The organism is Roseateles asaccharophilus (assembly GCF_031458115.1).
GTDB lineage: Bacteria > Pseudomonadota > Gammaproteobacteria > Burkholderiales > Burkholderiaceae_C > Pelomonas > Pelomonas asaccharophilus_A.
In genome coordinates, this window is record NZ_JAVDXV010000005.1 from 134,916 (window position 1) to 151,801 (window position 16,886).

Here is a 16,886-nt window from a genome sequence, read left to right on the forward strand (position 1 = left end):
TTATCCAACCCGCCCGGCGCAGGCAAGATGACGGGCCATGTCCTCCGTGATCCGTTCGCTTGCCGCCACGCTGTGCCTGCTGGCCGCCTCCGCCCAGGCCCAGCCCCAGGCCATCCCCGACACGCTCGCCCAGCGGGCCTTGGCATGCACCGGCTGCCACGGCAAGGAGGGCCGCGCCGCGCCCGATGGCTACTACCCCCGGCTGGCCGGCAAGCCCGCCGGCTATCTCTACAACCAGCTGCTGAACTTCCGTGACGGCCGGCGCGACTATGGGCTGATGAGCGAGCTGGTGGCGCCGCTGTCCGATGCCTATCTGAAGGAGCTGGCCGGCCATTTCGCGTCGCTGGACCTGCCCTACCCGCCGCTGCAGAAGCCCACGCTGCCCGCGGCCGAACTGGCCCGCGCCGAACAACTGATCAGAAAAGGCGACGCCGCGCGCCGGCTGCCAGCCTGCACCGCCTGCCATGGCGAGCGGTTGACCGGCACGCAGCCCGCCCTGCCCGGGCTGCTGGGCTTGTCGCGTGATTACCTGAACGGCCAGCTGGGCGCGTGGCGCAGCGGCCAGCGCCGCGCCCAGGCGCCCGACTGCATGGCCGACATCGCCAAGGCGCTGACACCGGCCGAGATCAACGCGATCACGCAGTTCCTGGCCGGGCAACCCATGCCGACTGACCCGCACCCCGCCGCCGCGCTGGCGGCCCCGGCGCCGGTGCGCTGCGGTGGAGTCGCCCCATGAAGCGGCTGCTGACTATCCTGGTGCTCCTCGTCGTCGCGTCGGTGGCGGCGGCCGGCCTGCTGCTGGCGTGGCAGCGCAACCTGCCCGCAGGCGCTTCGTCAGCGGGTGCGCCTGCGGAGCCGGTGCGCGGCGCCTATCTCGCCGCGGTGGGCAACTGCATGGGCTGCCACACGGCGCGCGGCGGCGAGCGCCTGGCCGGCGGCCGCGCCATCCCGACGCCGTTCGGCACCGTGTTCTCGTCCAACCTGACGCCCCATGCCAGCGGCCTGGGCGGCTGGAGCGCCGACGACTTCTGGCGCGCGCTGCACCTGGGCCAGAGCCGCGACGGCCGGCTGCTGGTGCCGGCCCACCCGGTCACGAACACGAGCAAGGTCACCCGCGAGGACGCCGACGCGCTGCACGCCTGGCTGATGGCGCAGCCCGCGGTCGATGCGCCGCGCCGCGCCCACGAACTGCGCTGGCCCTATGGCACGCAGCTGGCGCTGGCCGCCTGGCGGGCGCTCTATTTCAGCCCCGCCGTCTACCAGCCCGACACGAGCCGCGACGCCGCGTGGAACCGCGGCGCCTATCTGAGCCAGGGGCTGGCCCACTGCAGCGCCTGCCACGCCGGCCGCGATGTGCTGGGCGGCGACCGCGGCGCGGCCGATTTCCGCGGCGGCTTCCTGGCCGGCATCGGCTGGCAGGCGCCGTCGCTGCTGGACCCCGCCGAGGCCGGCGTGCAGCGCTGGCCGGACGCCACGCTGCGCCGCTGGCTGCGCGACGGCCATGCCGACGGCCACAGCGCGCAAGGCCCCATGGCCGAGGTCATCCTGGGCAGCACGGCGGCGCTGGACGATGCCGACCTCGCCGCCATGAGCAGCTACCTGCGCAGCCTGCCCGAGCAGGCCGTCACCCGCCCGGAACCCGCGCAGCCGGACCCGCGCCGTCGCCTGCGGGGCGCGGCGCTGTACCGCGAGCATTGCGCCACTTGCCACGGCGAGCAGGGCGAGGGCCGGCGGGATGCCTCCGGCGCCCTGGCCTACCCGGCGCTGGCCGGTAGCCGCCTCGTCACCCAGGCCAGCGCCGCCAACCTGATCCGCGTCATCGAGCGCGGCGGCTTCGCGCCGGCCACGCCGGGCCACCCGCAGCCCTACGGCATGCCGCCGTTCGCCGGCACGCTGGGCCCCGACGACCTGGCGGCGCTTGCCAGCCACCTGCGCCAGGCCTTCGGCAACGCGGCCGGCGAGGTGGATGGGGTGGAAGTGCTGCGCCTGCGGGCCGCCGCGACGGCCCGCTGAAACCCGAAAGTCGCTGCACCGCCACGAGCCGTCGTGAACGACTTCACGAGGTCAGCTCACGGTCAGGATTCAAATCGTCACAGGTCGCGACACACTGCGCGCCAGCCCCAAGGGAGGGGCGAAAAAAACGAGCCGCCCGCTCTAAAGTGATCGTTGGAAACAGGCTGAGCAACGCCCCTACCCCCCGCAGCCTGACGCAAGAGGACCTGAATCGCATGAACTTCCTGACGCAACTGCGTATTGGCCAACGCTTGGCCGCGAGCTTCGGCCTGCTGATCCTGCTGCTGGTGGGCATTGGCATCTACGGCGCCAACAACGCCAGCGGGCTGGCCAAGGACCTGGATCGCACCGCGAATTCCAGCCTGGTCAAGATCGGCGCCGCCAACGCGCTGGAGAACCAGGTCAACATCATCTCGCGCGCCGTGCGCGACCTGCTGCTGCTGGACACCGCCGGCGCCATCAAGAAGCAGAAGAAGGCCATTGCTGATGCGCTGACCGAGAGCGACACGCAGCTCAAGGCGCTGGAAGGCGGCGCAGCCGAAGGTGACGAGAAGAACGTCGTCGCCGAGGTGAAGGCGCACAAGGCCAAGTTCCTGGCCGCGCTGGAGAAATTCCAGAAGATCCAGACCGACGGCAGCCCGGACGAGGCCCGCGAGAGCCTGATCACCGACCTGCGCCCGGCGCAGCAATCGCTGCAGGACGGCATCAAGAAGCTGGTCGACATGCAGTTCGAGAGCGGCAAGCAACTGGCCACGGACGGCGTCAACCTGGCCAAGTCGTCGGTCATCATCACCGGCGTGCTGGTCGTCATTGCCGTCGTCGTCGGCGTCGGTGGCGGCCTGGTCATCGCCCGCTCCATCGTGGGCCCGGCCCGCAAGGCCCAGCAGGCGGCCGAGGCCATCGCTTCCGGCGACCTGACGCAGGACATCCGCGTCGAAGGCCGCGACGAACTGAGCCAGATGCTGCAGGCCATGAAGGACATGCAGCACGCGCTGTCCGGCGTGCTGCGCGACGTGTCCACTGCCGCGAGCGAAGTCGCCTCCAACTCGGGCTCCATTGCCGACAGCAACTCCAACCTGGCCGAGCGCACCACGCGTTCCGCCGCCAGCCTGCAGAACACCGCCGCGTCTGTGGAAGAGATCGCCTCGACGCTGAAGGGCGCCAGCGACCTGACCCGCCGCGCCGCCGGCATCGCCGTGACGGCCCGCCAGGCCGCCAGCAACGGTGGCTCGGTGGTTTCCAAGGTCGTCGAGACCATGGAAGAGATCAGCGCCAGCTCCAAGAAGATCGGCGACATCATCGGCGTCATCGACGGCATCGCCTTCCAGACCAACATCCTGGCGCTGAACGCCGCCGTCGAAGCCGCCCGCGCCGGCGAGCATGGCCGCGGCTTCGCCGTGGTGGCCGCCGAAGTGCGCGCGCTGGCTCAGCGCTCCGCCGGTGCCGCCAAGGAAATCAAGGTGCTGATCCAGGAATCTACCGTCAAGGTCGAGAACGGCACGACGCTGGTCAACAACGCCGGCGTCACCATCCGCAGCGTCGTGGACGAGGTCAACAACATGGGCCAGCTGATCGAGGAGATCTCGCACTCGGCCCAGGAGCAGGCCACCGGCGTGGGCGTCGTCAACGGCGCGATGAACGAGCTGGACAAGGCCACGCAGCAGAACACCAGCTTGGTGGGAGAACTGAGCCGCTCGGCCGACGCGCTGCGCGACAGCTCCACCCGCCTCATCGAAGCCGTCGGCTTCTTCCGCGCGGCCTGACCGCCACCAGCCACCCATTCTTCGAGAGGTCTGCCATGTCGTCATTCCTGCGTTCCGCCACCGTCCTCGCCGCCAGCCTGATGCTGGCTCTGGCGGCCCAAGCCGCCCCCAAGGTCGTCAAGAAGGTGCCGCCGGAGTTCCCGGCCGAGGCCGCCAAGAAGGGGATTTCCACCGGCTCGGTGAAGGCCAAGCTCATCATCGAAGCCGACGGCAAGGTCAGCGACGTCGAGATCGTCGAGGCCGAGCCCAAGCGCGTGTTTGATCGCGCCGTGAAGGCCGCGCTGATGGAGTGGAAGTTCGAACCCGGTGAGAAGGCCTCCCACGAGGTCAAGCTGGTCTTCAAGAACGAAGACTGAGCGCACGCTCCCGCAAAACAAGAACGCCGCTCACGCGGCGTTTTTCATTTCAGCGCTTCAACACCTCAGCGCCGCATGCCCACGCGCACCTCGCCGGATGCCTCGGGCTGCCACAGCTGTGCGCCGCCGACGACCAGCACCAACGCAACGATCGCACCGGCCGCCAGGCCCATGCGCCGGCGCTTCTGCGACTGGCGCAAGCGCAGCCGGCCCACGCCCGCGGCTTCGCGCAACGCCGCTGAACTGACCTGCGGGGCCAGCACGCGCATCAGGCCGGCAGCCTGCTTGCGTCCGTCACGCCCCGTCACAATTTCGAAGCTCAGTGGCTCGTCCAGGCGCGGTCCCTCGCCATCGGTAGGGAAGGCGGCCAGCGACACGAAGACCTCCTCACCACCGCCCGACGGTCGGATGCGGCCAATACCGGCATCCGGGTTCCACGCACTCAATGTTCCTTGGAATCTCATGTTCACCCCACAACGACATGACAATGCTGAGCCCATACGCACAAACCCGGGCAACTGGATGTAAGGCCTGAAAATCCGCGCCCTGCAATCCCCAGAACCCTTGCCGCATGCCTATCCATTGGTTTCCCGGCCACATGAACTCCACCCGCCAGGCGATCAAGGATCGCGTGAAGGCGGGCTTGGACGTCGTCATCGAACTGCTTGACGCCCGCCTGCCGGGCTCCAGCGGCAACCCCTTGCTGGCCGCGCTGACGACCGGCCGGCCGGCGCTGAAGATCCTGAACAAGCAGGACCTGGCCGACCCGTCCCAGACCGCCGCCTGGCTGGCGCATTACAACGCCCAGCCGCACACCCGCGCCATCCCCTTGGATGCAGGCGACAAGGCGCCGGCGCGCGCGCTGATCAAGGCCTGCCGCGAACTGGCGCCCAACCGCGGCGACCTCGCCAAGCCGCTGCGCGTGCTGATCTGCGGCATTCCCAACGTCGGCAAGTCAACGTTGATCAACACGCTGGTCGGCAAGCGGGCCGCCAAGACCGGCGACGAGCCCGGCATCACGAAGATCGAGCAGAAGATCGTGCTCGAGAACGGCTTCTACCTGTTCGACACGCCCGGCATGCTGTGGCCGCGCATCGCCATCGAGCAGAGCGGCTACCACCTGGCCGCCAGCGGCGCGATAGGCCGCAACGCCTTCGACGAGGCGGAAGTGGCGCTGGAGCTGATCCACGTGCTGAAGCGCCGCTACCCCGACGCGCTGCAGCAGCGCTACGGGCTGGCCGAGCTGGGCGACGAAGAGACCGTGCTGGAGGCCATAGGCCTGAAGCGCGGCGCCAAGGTGCGCGGCGGCGGCGTGCAGATGCACAAGGCCGCCGAGGCGCTGCTGATCGACTACCGGCAAGGCCTGCTGGGCCGCATCACGCTGGAGACGCCAGACGAGATGACGGCCTGGCGCCAAGCCGCCGCCGACGAAGAGGCGCGCAAGGACGCCCAGCGTGAGGCCGAGAAGGCCGCCGACAAGGAGCGCCGCAGCGGCCGGCGCCAGGCGTCCAGCGGCGACGCATGAGCTTCGACGCGTACCTCTACGGCCACTGCCGCACGCCGCGCGGCAAGGGCAAGCCCGAGGGCTCGCTGCACGCAGCCACGCCGATCTGGCTGGTGCGCACGCTGCTGCAAGCATTGCAAGCGCGGCTGCAGCTGGACACGGCGCTGGTCGACGACGTCGTGCTGGGCTGCGTGACGCCCATAGCCGAGCAAGGCGGCGACATCGCGCGCATCGCCGTGCTCGATGCGGGCTGGGCGCAGTCGGTGGCCGGCGTCACGCAGTCGCGCTTTTGCGCGTCTGGGCTGGAGAGCGTCAACCTCGCGGCCGCCAAGGTGGCCAGCGGCTTCGAGCAGCTGGTCGTCGCCGGTGGCGTGGAGAGCATGAGCCGCGTGCCCATGGGCAGCGACGGCGGCGCCTGGCTGCTGGACCCGCGCGTCATCGAAGCCATAGGCCTGGTGCCGCAAGGCATCAGCGCCGACCTCATCGCGACGCTGGAAGGCTTCACGCGCGAGCAGCTGGATGCCTATGCCGCCCGCTCCCACCAGCGCGCCGCGGCGGCCCGCGCCGAGGGACGTTTCGCCCCCGCCGTCGTGGCCGTGCATGACGCGGCCGGCACGCTGCTGCTGGCCGAGGACGAGACCATCCGCCCGCAGACGACCGCCGACACGCTGGCCGCGCTGAACCCGTCCTTCATCAAGCTGGGCGCCAAGTTCGATGCGCTGGCGCTGCGCAAGTACCCCCGGGCCGCGGCCATTGAGCACCGCCACCATGCGGGCAACTCATCGGGCATCGTCGACGGCGCGGCGCTGGCGCTGGTGGGCTCGCGCGCCGGCGGCGCAGCGGCCGGGCTGAGACCACGCGCGCGCATCCGCGCGGCGGCCGTGACCGGCAGCGAACCCACCCTCATGCTGACCGGCACCACGCCGGCCTGCCAGAAGGCGCTGCGCCAGGCCGGCATCGCAGCCGCCGACGTGGACCTGTGGGAGATCAACGAGGCTTTCGCGGCCGTGCCGCTGAAGACCATGCGCGACCTGGGGCTGGACCCCGAGCGCGTCAACGTCAACGGCGGCGCCATTGCGCTGGGTCATCCGCTGGGCGCCACCGGCGCCATGCTGCTGGGCACGCTGCTGGATGAACTGGAGCGGCGCGACCTGCAGACCGGCTGCGTGACGCTGTGCGTGGGTGGCGGCATGGGCATCGCCACCGTCATCGAGCGGGTGTGAACTACAGCCTGATCCAGCCGCCCATGCGCAGATGCCAGCGACCGCCCCGGCTCTCCCAGCGATTGGGCTCGTAGCGATAGCCCGAACGCGGGCGCTCGTAATAGCCCGGCACCCAGTGGTGGCGGCCGCCACGCCAGCCCCAGTAGCCATTGATCCAGACCGCGCCGGGATAGGGCATGGCCGGCATCACCTCGACCTGCTGAGGTGGCGGTGGCGCATCGACGACGACCACCGGCGCCGCACCGTAGTAGCCGGCGCGATGCGCCGGTACCACCACGCAGCCCGACAGCAGCGCTGCGGTCAGCAGCGCCGGTGCGAAACCGGTGCCGCGCATCAGCGCCGCCCCGGCTGCCCGTAGCCGGGCCCGTAGACCTGGCCGTGATGGTGGCCGCCGCTGCTGTAGCCGCGATGGTGGTGGTGGCCGCCATGACGGTGCGGCACGATGATGCAGCCCGACAACAGGGCCACGGAAGAGATCACGGCGATGGCCGCAGCCAGACGATTCATGAGGCGACTCCCGGCCGCAAAGACGCGACCGCCCGCCTCTAACCGGCCGGTGGCCGCGTCGGATGACGTCCGTTCACACAGCGTTACTTGGTTGCTGCTTTGTGCGGCGCCGTCCCACCGATTGATGATGCGGCGCTCCTGTCGGCTTCCGACCGGGCGTCCAATCACGCGGCACCACGGCTTTCCCTAGTCGCCATGAAACGCCTCGCCATTCCTCTCCTCGTGCCGCTTGCCATGCTGGTCGGCTGCGCAGGCACGCCCGGCCCACAGGTCGCCAAGCTCGACGCCGGCATGCAATGCGAGCGCGAGCAGCCCACCGGCAGCAAGTTGCTCATGATGCGCTGCCGCACGCTGGCCGAGCGGCAGTTGGACCAACGCGACGTCGACGCGCTGACCGAAGCCACCCGCCGCCAACGCGTCGACAAGCGGTTGCAGGGCAGCTGATCTGCTCGATACCGCCGTTAGTTGGAAGCGGTCCGCGCTATCCTGCGCGATCCTCATCGACCGCATTCCCCATGAAATGCCTCGCCGCCCTGCTGTTTCTGCCCGCCACTCTCATCGGCTGCGCCGGCACGCCCGATCCCCAGCTCGCCGCGCTCGACAACGGCGCTCAGTGCGAGCGCGAGCAGCCCACCGGCAGCAAGCTGCACATGGTGCGCTGCCGCACGGCGGCCGACCGCCAGATGGACCAGCGTGACGTGGATGCCATGGTCGAGGCCACGCGCCGCACGCGCGACGGCAAGAAGCCCGGCGTCTGATCCATTCAGCGCCGCCACCCGCTCAGCCACGCTATCCTGCGCCCCTGCTCACAAGGCATCCACCATGACACGACTGCTGATCCTGCTGCCCGCCCTCGCCCTGGCTGCCTGTGCCTCGGCGCCACCAGCCACCGACACGAAGGTGGCGGCCGACAGCGTCAGCTGCGAGCGCGAGACCCGCGTGGGCAGCAGCCTGCCGACCACGCGCTGCCGCACCGCGGCCCAGCGCGAAGCCGAACGTGCCGCCGCGCAGCGCGTGGGCGACAACCTCAGGCCTGGCGCTGCCACGCGCGACGCCGGGTCCTAAGCGCGAGACTCCCGCAGCACGCCCACCAGCGCGGCCATGCCCGCTGCCATCACGGCGGCCGTCAGCCATAGCGCGGCATCGAAGCTGCCGCTGGCCTCCACCATGTGCCCGGTCAGCGCGGGCGCGCTGATCTGCGCGACGCCATAGCCCAGCGTCAGGCGCGCCATCGCCTTTCCCGGATTGGCCGGCGAGCGCCGCCCGACCAGCGCCAGCGTCAGGCTGACGATGCCGATGAACGTGGCGCCGTACAGCAGCGCGCCCAGCAGCGCCGCCACCAGCCCGCCGGCCAGCGCCGGCAGCAGCACGCCCACGATCTGCAGGCCGAAGGCCATCAGCAGCGCGCCCACGTCGCCCAGCCGGCGTGCCACGCGGTCCCACAGGAACACGGCCGGCGTGGCCGCCAGGCCCACCAGCAGCCAGGCCCAGGGCCCCTGCCCTGCCAACACTGGCTGCTTCTCGACGATGGCCACCGTGAAGGTCGCGTTGATGACGAAGCCCCAGCCGGCGCAGAAGTAGGCCAACACCATCAGCACCATCCAGCGCCGACTGGGCGCCGTGCCCGCCACGGCCTTCTGCGCCGGCGGCGGCACCGGCGGCCGCCAAGCCCAGGCGGGCAACAGAAAGACCAGGCCCAGCAGCGCGAAGCCCTGCCACTGCGCGGCCCAGTCCAGGCCGCCCTGCGTCATGCCCATCGCGCCCAGCGCCGACACGACGATGCCCAGCCCCAGGCCGATGAAATAGATGCCCAGCTCCGGCCGACGCCCGGAGCGGATCAACCAGCCCTGCACCAGCCCCGAGCCCAGCAGCATGCCGGCCGCGCCGCACAGCCCGCCCAGGTAGCGCGACACGGCCCACAGGCCGAACGACGTGCTCCAGCCCATCAGCGCCGTGACCCCCAGCGCCAGCGGCAGGCCCCAGCTGTACAGGCGCTGGCGCCAGACCGGGCTCTCTATCCACGCAGCGAGCAGCGCGCCGCTCATGTAGCCGGCGTAGTTGATGGCCGCCAGCAGCCCGCCGTCGGCCACACCCAGGCCCGCCTGGGCCTGCATCAAGGGCAGCAGCGGCGTGTACGCGAAGCGCGCCAGACCTATGGTCAGCACCAGCGCGCAGATGCCGCCCAGCAGGATCTGCCAGGGCCGCAGCGTCACGTGCGCCGCGGCCGCTGCAGCAGCGTGCCGCCGTAGAACACGTTGAACGGATGAACGTCGAAGCGCAAGGTCTCGGCCTTCATCGACGGATCCTCGTCCATCAGCGCGCGCACGGTGGCCTCTTCGGCCGCGGCGACCACCAGCAAGCCCACGTCCGCGTAACGCGCACCGACGACGATGTGACCCGCGTCGCGCAGCTTCTTCAAGTGGGCGCTGTGCTCGCGGAAGAAGGCCTGCTCCGTGGGCGGCTTGGCCGCGTCCCAGCGCGGGCCCGTGCGGACCTGCACGGCGAACAGTGGCAGCGGGGCGGGCTCTGCGGCGGGCGGCGTCTGCGCCCGGGCGGACAGGCCCAGGCCGGCGGCCAGCAGTGCCCAGGCGCGGCGGGACAAGGCAGGCAGCATGCGGACTCCCAGTGTTGTGGCCGGTCGATGTTATGCGGCCACGCCCCTTGCAAACGACCACAGCGCACCCAGTTGCCGCCCATGCCGTTGCTGACCGCCTTCCTGATCGCGCTGCTGGCCGCCGCCGCCATCGGCCTGTGGCCGCTGTGGGTGCGCCGCCGTCGCGAACGCATCGCGAGCCAGCCCTTCCCGCCCGCGTGGCGCCGGCTGCTGCGCCGCCATGTGCCGCTGGTGGCCCGCCTGCCGGCGCGCCAGCAGCTGCGGCTCAAGGGCTTGATGCAGGTCTTCCTCGCCGAGAAACCCATCCTCGGCTGCCGCGGCCTCAAGGTCACCGACGAGATGCGCGTGACCATCGCCGCGCTGGCCTGTCTGCCGCTGCTGGGCGCGGCGCGCGGCCTCTACCCGGAGCTGCGCCAGGTGCTGCTGTACCCGACGGCCTTCGTCGTGGACCGGCCCGTCAACGAGGGCGGCGTGCTGTCCGACCACCGCCGCGTGCTGGCCGGCGAGAGCTGGAGCCAGGGCCAGGTGCTGCTGGCCTGGGACGAGGTCAGGCGCGGCGCGTCAACGCCGGGCGACGGCCACAATGTGGTCATCCATGAGTTCGCGCACCAACTGGACCAGGCCGGCGGCCCGGCCAACGGTGCGCCCGCGCTGCCCACCGCCGAGGCCTACCGGCGCTGGTCCACGGTGATGCAGAACGAGTTCGATGCGTTGCGCTGGCGGCTGGCGCGCGGCGAACCGGGGCTGATCGACGCCTATGGCGCGACCGATCCGGCGGAGTTCTTCGCCGTCGTCAGCGAGCTGTTCTTCGAGCGGCCGGTGGAACTGGCCGCGGGGCATCCGGCGCTGTACGCGGAGCTGCGCGGCTACTACCGGCTGGACCCGGCTGGCTGGATCTGATGACCTTGCGGGACAGACCGCTCGAGCGCAGCGAGCAGCTCTGTCCCCAACTGATCAGAAGCCCAGGGATGCCAGCAGGTCGTCCACGTCGTCCTGCTTGAGCGCCTTGTCGGGCGTCTGCACGCCGGTCAGGTCCTGCGATTCCACGCTGACCGTGGTGGCGGGCATGGAGGCGATCAAGTCGTTGAGCGGCGGCTCGGCACGCTCCAGCATCTTGGTGACCTTGTTGATGACCTGGCCCGAGAGATCCTGGAAGTCCTGCGACATCATGATCTCGGTGTGCAGCGACTTCTCGCGCGCCGCGAAGCTGGCGGCGTCGGAGGCATAGGCGGCGCACAGCTTCATCAGCGCGCGGGCACGGTCCTGGCTGATGTTGCTGGACAGCGCCAGGCGGTTCAGCGCATCGGACAGCTCGCGGCCCTTCTTGCGCACGGCCTCGGCGTCTTCCTGCGCGGCTTCCACCAGGTTCAGCACCTTGGTGGCTGCCTGCTCGGTCATGCTGCGCACATAGGCCAGGCGCTCGCGCGCATCAGGCAGTTCGGCGACGACGCCCTTCAAAACCTGGGCCGCATCGGCCTTGATCTGGGTCTGGATGGACGCGTCGGACATGTGGAACTCCCTGAGGTGCGCCCGGCAACTACGACGGGCTGCGAAGCAGTTTAGGACGCCACTCCGCCGCCATCCACACCTGACCGCGAGTCGAACGCGGCCTTTTTCACGGGCCCTGCAAACGGTTTCATCGCGCCGCCAGCAGCGCTTTCAAGGCCGAGACCTTTGCCACATCCAACCGCCCCGCGGCCTCCGCCAGCGCCAATTGGCGGCGGCCCAACGCCAGCAGCAGGTCAGCGTCAAGGCCGGCGCCAACCAGCGCGTCCAGGTGCCGGGCCAGCACGCCGGCGTCGCCGCGGGCGATGGGGCCGGACACGGCGCCCGCCAAGCCCCGGGCCTCGGCCGTGGCCAGCGCACCGCGGGTCAGCGGCAGCAGCGCCGGCAACGCATTGCCGGCCAGCCCGGCCTCGGTCCACAGCGACTGCGCCTCGGCCAGCACCGCCAGCACACCGCTGGCGGCAAGGTTGGCCGCCGCGTGATACGCCGCGCGGGCCGGCGGCGACATGGGCGACGGCAGCAGCAGCGGCTGCAGGTCCAGCGCCATGGCGAGCGCCTGCAGCGCCGGCGCATGGGCGGCATCGGCCTCGATGCCCACGTGCGCCCCGGCCAGCCCCGCGTCGCCGGCCAGCAGCTTCAGCGGATGAAAACCCGCCGCGGCCGGCGCGGGTGCCAGCGCGGCCAGTGGCGTCGCGCCGCTGCAGTGCAGTGCCAGCTGGCCCGGCCGCCACGGCAACGCAGCAGCGGTGGCTGCGATGTGGTCGTCGGGCACGGTCAGCCAGACCCAGTCGGCCTGGCGTGCCGCGTCGGCCGACGAGAACTCGCCGTCACCCGGCTCGCGCCGGCCGACGACGACCGCCTCGCCGGCCTCACGCAGCGCCGGCACCAGCGCCCGCGCGAGGCGCCCAAAACCGACGACCGCGTGGACGCTCATGCCGCCGCCTCCATCAGGGCTTCACGAACTTCAGCGTCATGCGGTCGCTTTCGCCGATGGCCTGGTACTTGGCGCGGTCCTTGTCCTTCAGCGCGTAGGTGGGCGGGAGCGTCCACACGCCATCCGGATGGTCGGCCGTGTCCTTGGGGTTGGCATTGACCTCGCTCTTGGCGGCCAGCTTGAAGCCGGCGGTCTCGGCGAACTTGATGACCACGGCCTCATGCACATAGCCGCTCTTGGCCTTGGGGTCTTGCGCACGCGCGGCCGGCAGGCGGTGTTCCTCGATGCCCAGCACGCCGCCCGGCTTCAACGCCTTGAAGGCGGCGTCGAACACGGCCTGCGCAGTACCGTTGTCCATCCAGTTGTGCACATTGCGGAAGGTCAGCACGGCATCGGCCGTACCGGCCGGTGCGATCTCGACCTGGCCCTTGGCGGCGTCGAAGGTCGTGATCTTGACCTTGCCATAGACCGGCAGCGCATCCATCTTGGCCTTGAAGCGCGTGCTGGCGCCGGCCACGGCATAGAGCTGGCCCTGCTCGCGCAGATAGGGCGCCAGGATCTCGGTGTACCAGCCACCGCCCGGCGCCAGCTCCACCACCGTGTCGGTGGGCTTGATGCCGAAGAAGCTCAGCGTCTCGTAGGGGTGACGAGCCGCGTCGCGGGCCACGTTGCCGACGGTGCGGTGGTCGGCCGCCACGGCGGCCTTCAGCGGGTCGGCCGTCTGGGCCTGAGCCGCGGCGGCGGCGAGAGCAAACGAAGCGATGAGCCAGGTCTTCATGGGCAGGGGTCTCCTTGTGGGGCGGCCAGTATCGTGCCGCCTGCAAACCCCTGACAAAGGTCAGCGCTTGGGCTTGGATGGCTTCCTCGCGCCCGAACTTTCGGCCGGTGCCACGACGCCCCTCACCGCCGCCTGCGCGAGCTTGAAAAACACGTCGGTGTTGTCGATGACGCCCGTGAAGGCCAGCGCGCCGGGGCCGTAGGCGGACAGCGGGATGTCGGTCGCCGTGTGCACGGCCGAGTCGCCCGGCACCTGGCCGGTGACGAGGTACTCGCCCACGGCGTCGTCGCGCTCCATCGCGTTGGCGGGGTACCAGCGCAGCGGCGCCTCGGTGCCGAACGGCTGCTGGCTGTCGCGCTGCGGCGTTTTCTTCGTGCGCCAGTCCTCGTAGCGATCGGCGTTCGCGCCGTAACCCACCAGCATGCGGTAGTCGATGTCCGTGGTCTCGGGATAGCCGTCCGCGGCGATCTTGTAGCGTGGGAAGCCGGCCTTCTCATACGGGCCCACCACGGCATTGCGCAGGTTGGCCACCCCCTTCTTGCCGGCCAGTTCCTGCAGCGCCTTGTCGGTGACCAGCGCGCCACCGATCAGCGCGGCGCCCGAGCATTCGTGGTCGGCCGTCACGATGACCAGCGTGTCGCCCCGCTCGGCGGCGAAGTCCTGCGCGACGCGCACGGCGCGGTCCAGTTCCAGCGTGTCCAGCATCCAGCGCTCGGTGTCCATCGCATGCGCCTGCTTGTCGATGGACGCGCCCTCGATCATCAGCACAAAGCCCTGGGGCGCCTTCTTCAGCACGTCCAGCGCCTTGGCGGCCATCTCGTCAAGCATGGGCTGGTCGGGCAGGCCGTAATCGGCGACGACGCTGCCGCCGCCCAGGCCGTTCTTGTCGCTGCCGCGGCGGCCGTTGATCTTGTCCAGCGCGACATTCATGTTGGAGAACGCGAACAGACCCAGCAGCGGCCTGGCCGCGTCGGTCTTGTCGAGATCAGCCTTGGTCGCGGCGTACTGGAAGCCGGCGCGCTGGAAGTCGGCGATCAGGTCGCGGCCCTTGTCCATCGCGCCTGGCGCCGCGCCCCAGCGTTTGACGATGTCGGCCGTGTGCGCGTCGCTGGCCGAGAACGCGTAGTCGTTGCTGTCGCTGCGCGCGGAGCCCGGCGTGCCGGCGGGCAGGAACCATTTGCGGCCGCCGCCCATCAGCACCGTCAGGCCGGTGCGAGCTCGGTCGTCGAAGAACTGGTCCACGATGCCGGTGCCCGCGCTGCGGTTGCTGGTGTGCACGGCGTTGCCGGCCGGCGTCGCGTCGAACACATCGGCCGTCGTCACGATGCCCAGCTGCTTGCCCTGCGTGCGGTGCAGGTACTCCGACAGGTACTCGACGCGCGGGTTGTCGAAGGCGTCCACGGTGTCGTCGGGGAACACGCCTTCTTCATTGTTGTTGTTCTTGTTGCCGCTGACATAGGCCGTCATGCCGGGCGACGAGTCGGTGACGATGCTGTTCAGCGACGCGGTCTTGACCATGGCGGTCGCGCTGAAACCGTCCATCGCCAGCGGCTGCCTGGCCTTGCCCTGCGCGTAGCCGTGCACGATGCGCGCGGCGGTGCGCTGCGAGGCGCCCATGCCGTCGCCCACGACGATGATGAGGTTTCTGACCTTGGGCCCCATCGCGGTGGTGAACGGCACGATGTCGAAGTTGCCTTTCGCGACGACCTTCTGGCCGTCGGTCTGCGTGGCCTCGACGCTGAACTCATGCCGGCCGGGAGCCGCCATGGACACGGCGCGCACGCTGGCCACCGCCGACTCGGCCGTCAGGCCCTTCACGCAGCCGCTGGCGCAGTCGCGCAGCGCCGTGTTTTCCGCCACCGGCTTGCCGGCGATGAGGAAGCGCACGGCCATGATCTTCTGGCCGGCGTCGGCCTTCACGGTGGCCTGCAGGTCGAAGCGCTGGCCGGGCAGGAAGCGCGCGATGACCGGCTCGGGCAGGCCGCTGGCGAACAGCTCACTGGGCGGCGTCAGCCGGGTCACGGTAGGGGCGGCGATGGCGGAGCCGGCGGCGAGCGCGGCGAACAGCAGCAATGACTTCATGAGGCGGCTCAATGCGAGTGGGCGGGTTGGGCGGCGGACGGCAGTTCGGCCAGCGCGGCAGGCGCGAGCTGCAGGCGCAGCCAGGAAATGCGGCCGGTCGCGTCCTCGGCGGGGCCGAATTCGAGGCGGCCGGTCAGCGTCAGCGGGCCGGGCTGGTAGGCGACGAGCCGGTCGCCATGCGCGGCGTCCAGCTGCACGGTGACGGTGGACGGCGGCAGGTCATCGGCCTCGCCGTCGGCATGCTCGGCCATGGTCACGGGCCGCGGCGTCAGCAGGAACTGCCCGGCCTGCGGCCTCTCGCGCCGCACCATGAAGCCGGTGATGCGCACCTCGCGCCCGGCGGCTGCCTTCAGCGCGGCACTGGGCTGCAGCCCGCGCGGACCTATGGGCTGGGCGAAGAAGTCGGAGAAGGCCAGCGCGAGCGGCTGCGCGCTGGCCGGCATCGCCAGCCCGCACAGCACGGCCCACGCCGGCAGCAGGGAGCGCAGTCGCATGCAGGATCCTTGGTGAAACCCGGCATGCTCGTGCTCCCGCGTGTCAATTCAATGACGAACCACTCAGAAGCTGTGGCGAACACCGAAGGTCAGCGCCGTGGCGTCCACGCCGGCCGTCACGGCCGGGCCGGCGCCGGTGGCGCCACCGGTCGTGTAGTTGGTGGCAGTGCCGTTGTCGACCTGGGTGTAGATCGCGTACAGATTGGTACGCTTGGACAGCGCATGCGAGTAGCCGGCCGTCCACTGCTTGGCGTCCTTGCCCGTGGCGCCGCTCGCCTTGGCCTGGGCCGCGCCCAGCTGCACGGTGCCCGAGGCGCTGACGGGGATGGCCGCCTGCAGCCAGACCTCACGGCGGTCGTCGGCGGCGCCCAGCGCGCCGGTGAGGTTCTTCACGTCCTGCCAACCCGCCACCAGCTTGACGACCTTGAAGTCGTAGCTGCCGGCCAGCGACAGCAGCTTCTGCTTCTCGACCGTGTTGCGTTGCAGATAGGCCAGGCTGAGGCCGGCAGGACCGCTGGCGTAGCGCAGATGGGCGCTGGTGGCCTTGGTGCCGGCAGCGCCGCCCTCGCCGGCCGACTGCATGACGGAGCCGCCCAGCACGCCGGCGATCTTCGGCAGTTCATAGGTCACGGAGTTGTCGACGCGGAACACCGTCGTCGTCACGAAGCTGGCGAAGCCGCCGCCCACGCCGGTGCCGAAGATGTCGTTGGCGACGCTGGCGAAGAAGTGCGGCGAATACTGGCGGCCGGCCGTCAGCGCGCCCCACTCCTTGCTGGACAGGCCGAGGAAGGCCTGGCGGCCCCAGAACACGCCGCCCTGCGTGACGGTGCCGGTGTCGGCCGCGATGCCGTTCTCCAGCGTGAACACGGCCGACAGGCCGCCGCCGAGGTCTTCGCTGCCGCGCACGCCCAGGCGCGATCCGCTCTGGCCGCCGGACTGCAGCGCCCAGCCGGTCGCGGTGCCCTTGCCATGCTGCACGTAGACGTCCAGCAGGCCGTACAGCGTGACGTTGGTGGTGGCGGTCTGCGCGACGGCGGGCACTGCGGCGGCGAACAGCGCAGCGGTCAGCGCGAGGGTTTTCAGACGGTTCTTCATCTTTGAGTCCTGGTTGT

At 70.6% G+C, this 16,886-nt stretch carries 21 protein-coding genes; 10 read left to right on the plus strand and 11 right to left on the minus strand.

All coding sequences use genetic code 11. From position 1 onward, the window contains the following. Positions 1 to 37: 37 nt before the first annotated feature. The 4 genes from J2X21_RS13800 (at position 38) to J2X21_RS13815 (ending at position 4,132) form a co-directional block, all read left to right on the plus strand. Positions 38 to 736, plus strand: a complete 699-nt coding sequence (locus tag J2X21_RS13800; protein WP_310329504.1) for a c-type cytochrome — start codon at positions 38 to 40, stop codon at positions 734 to 736. Further along, a complete protein-coding gene (locus tag J2X21_RS13805; protein ID WP_310329506.1) occupies positions 733 to 2,013 on the plus strand; it encodes a c-type cytochrome in 1,281 nt (426 codons plus the stop codon). The genes J2X21_RS13800 and J2X21_RS13805 overlap by 4 nt, the downstream gene beginning before the upstream one ends. 215 nt (positions 2,014 to 2,228) lie before the next feature. Further along, the gene (locus tag J2X21_RS13810; RefSeq protein ID WP_310329507.1) at positions 2,229 to 3,776 is read left to right on the plus strand and encodes a methyl-accepting chemotaxis protein; all 1,548 of its coding nucleotides are present in this window, start codon (positions 2,229 to 2,231) and stop codon (positions 3,774 to 3,776) included. Between the two features lie 35 nt (positions 3,777 to 3,811). Continuing rightward, positions 3,812 to 4,132, plus strand: coding sequence for an energy transducer TonB (locus tag J2X21_RS13815; RefSeq protein ID WP_310329511.1), 321 nt, complete (start codon positions 3,812 to 3,814; stop codon positions 4,130 to 4,132). 65 nt (positions 4,133 to 4,197) lie between these two features. On the opposite strand, the gene J2X21_RS13820 is transcribed toward J2X21_RS13815, so the two are convergent. Continuing rightward, complete coding sequence (locus J2X21_RS13820; RefSeq protein ID WP_310329512.1) at positions 4,198 to 4,596, minus strand: cold-shock protein; 399 nt, start codon at positions 4,594 to 4,596, stop codon at positions 4,198 to 4,200. Positions 4,597 to 4,703: 107 nt separating this feature from the next. On the opposite strand from J2X21_RS13820, the gene ylqF reads away from it, so the two are divergent. Together ylqF and J2X21_RS13830 are read left to right on the plus strand one after the other, a co-directional pair. Further along, positions 4,704 to 5,657, plus strand: coding sequence for a ribosome biogenesis GTPase YlqF (gene ylqF, locus J2X21_RS13825; RefSeq protein ID WP_310329514.1), 954 nt, complete (start codon positions 4,704 to 4,706; stop codon positions 5,655 to 5,657). After that, positions 5,654 to 6,859 carry an acetyl-CoA C-acetyltransferase gene (locus J2X21_RS13830; protein ID WP_310329515.1) on the plus strand — a complete coding sequence of 402 codons (1,206 nt, stop codon included), beginning with the start codon at positions 5,654 to 5,656 and terminating at the stop codon, positions 6,857 to 6,859. Before ylqF ends, J2X21_RS13830 begins: the two co-directional genes overlap by 4 nt. Before the next feature lies 1 nt (position 6,860). Here the strand turns inward: J2X21_RS13830 and J2X21_RS13835 are convergent, their stop codons facing one another. Both J2X21_RS13835 and J2X21_RS13840 read right to left on the minus strand, forming a co-directional pair. After that, the gene (locus J2X21_RS13835; RefSeq protein WP_310329517.1) at positions 6,861 to 7,193 is read right to left on the minus strand and encodes a hypothetical protein; all 333 of its coding nucleotides are present in this window, start codon (positions 7,191 to 7,193) and stop codon (positions 6,861 to 6,863) included. Then, on the minus strand, positions 7,193 to 7,366 hold the full coding sequence (locus tag J2X21_RS13840) for a hypothetical protein (protein WP_310329519.1): 174 nt from the start codon (positions 7,364 to 7,366) through the stop codon (positions 7,193 to 7,195). Before J2X21_RS13840 ends, J2X21_RS13835 begins: the two co-directional genes overlap by 1 nt. 195 nt (positions 7,367 to 7,561) lie before the next feature. Here J2X21_RS13840 and J2X21_RS13845 point away from each other — a divergent pair, with 195 nt between their 5' ends. The 3 genes from J2X21_RS13845 (at position 7,562) to J2X21_RS13855 (ending at position 8,431) form a co-directional block, all read left to right on the plus strand. Further along, a complete protein-coding gene (locus tag J2X21_RS13845) occupies positions 7,562 to 7,810 on the plus strand; it encodes a hypothetical protein (protein WP_310329521.1) in 249 nt (82 codons plus the stop codon). A 71-nt stretch (positions 7,811 to 7,881) separates the two neighbouring features. Next, positions 7,882 to 8,124, plus strand: coding sequence for a hypothetical protein (locus J2X21_RS13850; protein WP_310329523.1), 243 nt, complete (start codon positions 7,882 to 7,884; stop codon positions 8,122 to 8,124). Positions 8,125 to 8,188: 64 nt separating this feature from the next. Beyond that, positions 8,189 to 8,431: a hypothetical protein gene (locus tag J2X21_RS13855; protein WP_310329525.1), complete on the plus strand. Its 243-nt coding sequence runs from the start codon at positions 8,189 to 8,191 to the stop codon at positions 8,429 to 8,431. Here J2X21_RS13855 and J2X21_RS13860 read toward each other — a convergent pair. Further along, positions 8,428 to 9,579, minus strand: a complete 1,152-nt coding sequence (locus J2X21_RS13860) for a YbfB/YjiJ family MFS transporter (RefSeq protein WP_310329527.1) — start codon at positions 9,577 to 9,579, stop codon at positions 8,428 to 8,430. The two genes, J2X21_RS13855 and J2X21_RS13860, sit on opposite strands and share 4 nt — an antisense overlap. Beyond that, on the minus strand, positions 9,576 to 9,980 hold the full coding sequence (locus J2X21_RS13865; protein ID WP_310329529.1) for a YciI family protein: 405 nt from the start codon (positions 9,978 to 9,980) through the stop codon (positions 9,576 to 9,578). The genes J2X21_RS13860 and J2X21_RS13865 overlap by 4 nt, the downstream gene beginning before the upstream one ends. A gap of 81 nt (positions 9,981 to 10,061) precedes the next feature. Between J2X21_RS13865 and J2X21_RS13870 the strand changes: the two genes are divergently transcribed. After that, a complete protein-coding gene (locus J2X21_RS13870; protein ID WP_310329531.1) occupies positions 10,062 to 10,880 on the plus strand; it encodes a M90 family metallopeptidase in 819 nt (272 codons plus the stop codon). 54 nt (positions 10,881 to 10,934) lie between these two features. Here J2X21_RS13870 and J2X21_RS13875 read toward each other — a convergent pair whose 3' ends face one another. The 6 genes from J2X21_RS13875 to J2X21_RS13900 all read right to left on the minus strand — a co-directional run bounded on the left by J2X21_RS13875 (position 10,935) and on the right by J2X21_RS13900 (position 16,869). Next, entirely contained in the window at positions 10,935 to 11,489 is a 555-nt protein-coding gene (locus J2X21_RS13875; protein ID WP_310329533.1) for a protein phosphatase CheZ, read from the minus strand. A 127-nt stretch (positions 11,490 to 11,616) separates the two neighbouring features. Next, the gene (locus J2X21_RS13880) at positions 11,617 to 12,420 is read right to left on the minus strand and encodes a DUF2520 domain-containing protein (RefSeq protein ID WP_310329535.1); all 804 of its coding nucleotides are present in this window, start codon (positions 12,418 to 12,420) and stop codon (positions 11,617 to 11,619) included. A gap of 13 nt (positions 12,421 to 12,433) precedes the next feature. After that, positions 12,434 to 13,198 (minus strand): class I SAM-dependent methyltransferase, encoded by a 765-nt coding sequence (locus J2X21_RS13885; RefSeq protein ID WP_310329538.1) that lies wholly within the window; start codon positions 13,196 to 13,198, stop codon positions 12,434 to 12,436. Positions 13,199 to 13,258: 60 nt separating this feature from the next. After that, positions 13,259 to 15,280 (minus strand): alkaline phosphatase, encoded by a 2,022-nt coding sequence (locus tag J2X21_RS13890; protein WP_310329541.1) that lies wholly within the window; start codon positions 15,278 to 15,280, stop codon positions 13,259 to 13,261. A gap of 8 nt (positions 15,281 to 15,288) precedes the next feature. Beyond that, on the minus strand, positions 15,289 to 15,774 hold the full coding sequence (locus J2X21_RS13895; RefSeq protein ID WP_310329543.1) for a hypothetical protein: 486 nt from the start codon (positions 15,772 to 15,774) through the stop codon (positions 15,289 to 15,291). A 63-nt stretch (positions 15,775 to 15,837) separates the two neighbouring features. Then, positions 15,838 to 16,869 (minus strand): porin, encoded by a 1,032-nt coding sequence (locus J2X21_RS13900; protein ID WP_310329545.1) that lies wholly within the window; start codon positions 16,867 to 16,869, stop codon positions 15,838 to 15,840. Positions 16,870 to 16,886: the final 17 nt, after the last annotated feature.

What these genes read in the sequence shown, in the direction of transcription:
- J2X21_RS13870 (WP_310329531.1), top strand. Translation starts at nt 10,062, where the DNA reads ATGCCGTTGCTGACCGCCTTCCTGATCGCGCTGCTGGCCGCCGCCGCC.
- J2X21_RS13865 (WP_310329529.1), bottom strand. Translation starts at nt 9,980, where the DNA reads ATGCTGCCTGCCTTGTCCCGCCGCGCCTGGGCACTGCTGGCCGCCGGC.
- J2X21_RS13885 (WP_310329538.1), bottom strand. Translation starts at nt 13,198, where the DNA reads ATGAAGACCTGGCTCATCGCTTCGTTTGCTCTCGCCGCCGCCGCGGCT.
- J2X21_RS13800 (WP_310329504.1), top strand. Translation starts at nt 38, where the DNA reads ATGTCCTCCGTGATCCGTTCGCTTGCCGCCACGCTGTGCCTGCTGGCC.
- J2X21_RS13805 (WP_310329506.1), top strand. Translation starts at nt 733, where the DNA reads ATGAAGCGGCTGCTGACTATCCTGGTGCTCCTCGTCGTCGCGTCGGTG.
- J2X21_RS13830 (WP_310329515.1), top strand. Translation starts at nt 5,654, where the DNA reads ATGAGCTTCGACGCGTACCTCTACGGCCACTGCCGCACGCCGCGCGGC.
- J2X21_RS13900 (WP_310329545.1), bottom strand. Translation starts at nt 16,869, where the DNA reads ATGAAGAACCGTCTGAAAACCCTCGCGCTGACCGCTGCGCTGTTCGCC.
- J2X21_RS13890 (WP_310329541.1), bottom strand. Translation starts at nt 15,280, where the DNA reads ATGAAGTCATTGCTGCTGTTCGCCGCGCTCGCCGCCGGCTCCGCCATC.
- ylqF (WP_310329514.1), top strand. Translation starts at nt 4,704, where the DNA reads ATGCCTATCCATTGGTTTCCCGGCCACATGAACTCCACCCGCCAGGCG.
- J2X21_RS13850 (WP_310329523.1), top strand. Translation starts at nt 7,882, where the DNA reads ATGAAATGCCTCGCCGCCCTGCTGTTTCTGCCCGCCACTCTCATCGGC.
- J2X21_RS13835 (WP_310329517.1), bottom strand. Translation starts at nt 7,193, where the DNA reads ATGCGCGGCACCGGTTTCGCACCGGCGCTGCTGACCGCAGCGCTGCTG.
- J2X21_RS13875 (WP_310329533.1), bottom strand. Translation starts at nt 11,489, where the DNA reads ATGTCCGACGCGTCCATCCAGACCCAGATCAAGGCCGATGCGGCCCAG.
- J2X21_RS13855 (WP_310329525.1), top strand. Translation starts at nt 8,189, where the DNA reads ATGACACGACTGCTGATCCTGCTGCCCGCCCTCGCCCTGGCTGCCTGT.
- J2X21_RS13810 (WP_310329507.1), top strand. Translation starts at nt 2,229, where the DNA reads ATGAACTTCCTGACGCAACTGCGTATTGGCCAACGCTTGGCCGCGAGC.
- J2X21_RS13845 (WP_310329521.1), top strand. Translation starts at nt 7,562, where the DNA reads ATGAAACGCCTCGCCATTCCTCTCCTCGTGCCGCTTGCCATGCTGGTC.
- J2X21_RS13820 (WP_310329512.1), bottom strand. Translation starts at nt 4,596, where the DNA reads ATGAGATTCCAAGGAACATTGAGTGCGTGGAACCCGGATGCCGGTATT.
- J2X21_RS13880 (WP_310329535.1), bottom strand. Translation starts at nt 12,420, where the DNA reads ATGAGCGTCCACGCGGTCGTCGGTTTTGGGCGCCTCGCGCGGGCGCTG.
- J2X21_RS13895 (WP_310329543.1), bottom strand. Translation starts at nt 15,774, where the DNA reads ATGCGACTGCGCTCCCTGCTGCCGGCGTGGGCCGTGCTGTGCGGGCTG.
- J2X21_RS13840 (WP_310329519.1), bottom strand. Translation starts at nt 7,366, where the DNA reads ATGAATCGTCTGGCTGCGGCCATCGCCGTGATCTCTTCCGTGGCCCTG.
- J2X21_RS13815 (WP_310329511.1), top strand. Translation starts at nt 3,812, where the DNA reads ATGTCGTCATTCCTGCGTTCCGCCACCGTCCTCGCCGCCAGCCTGATG.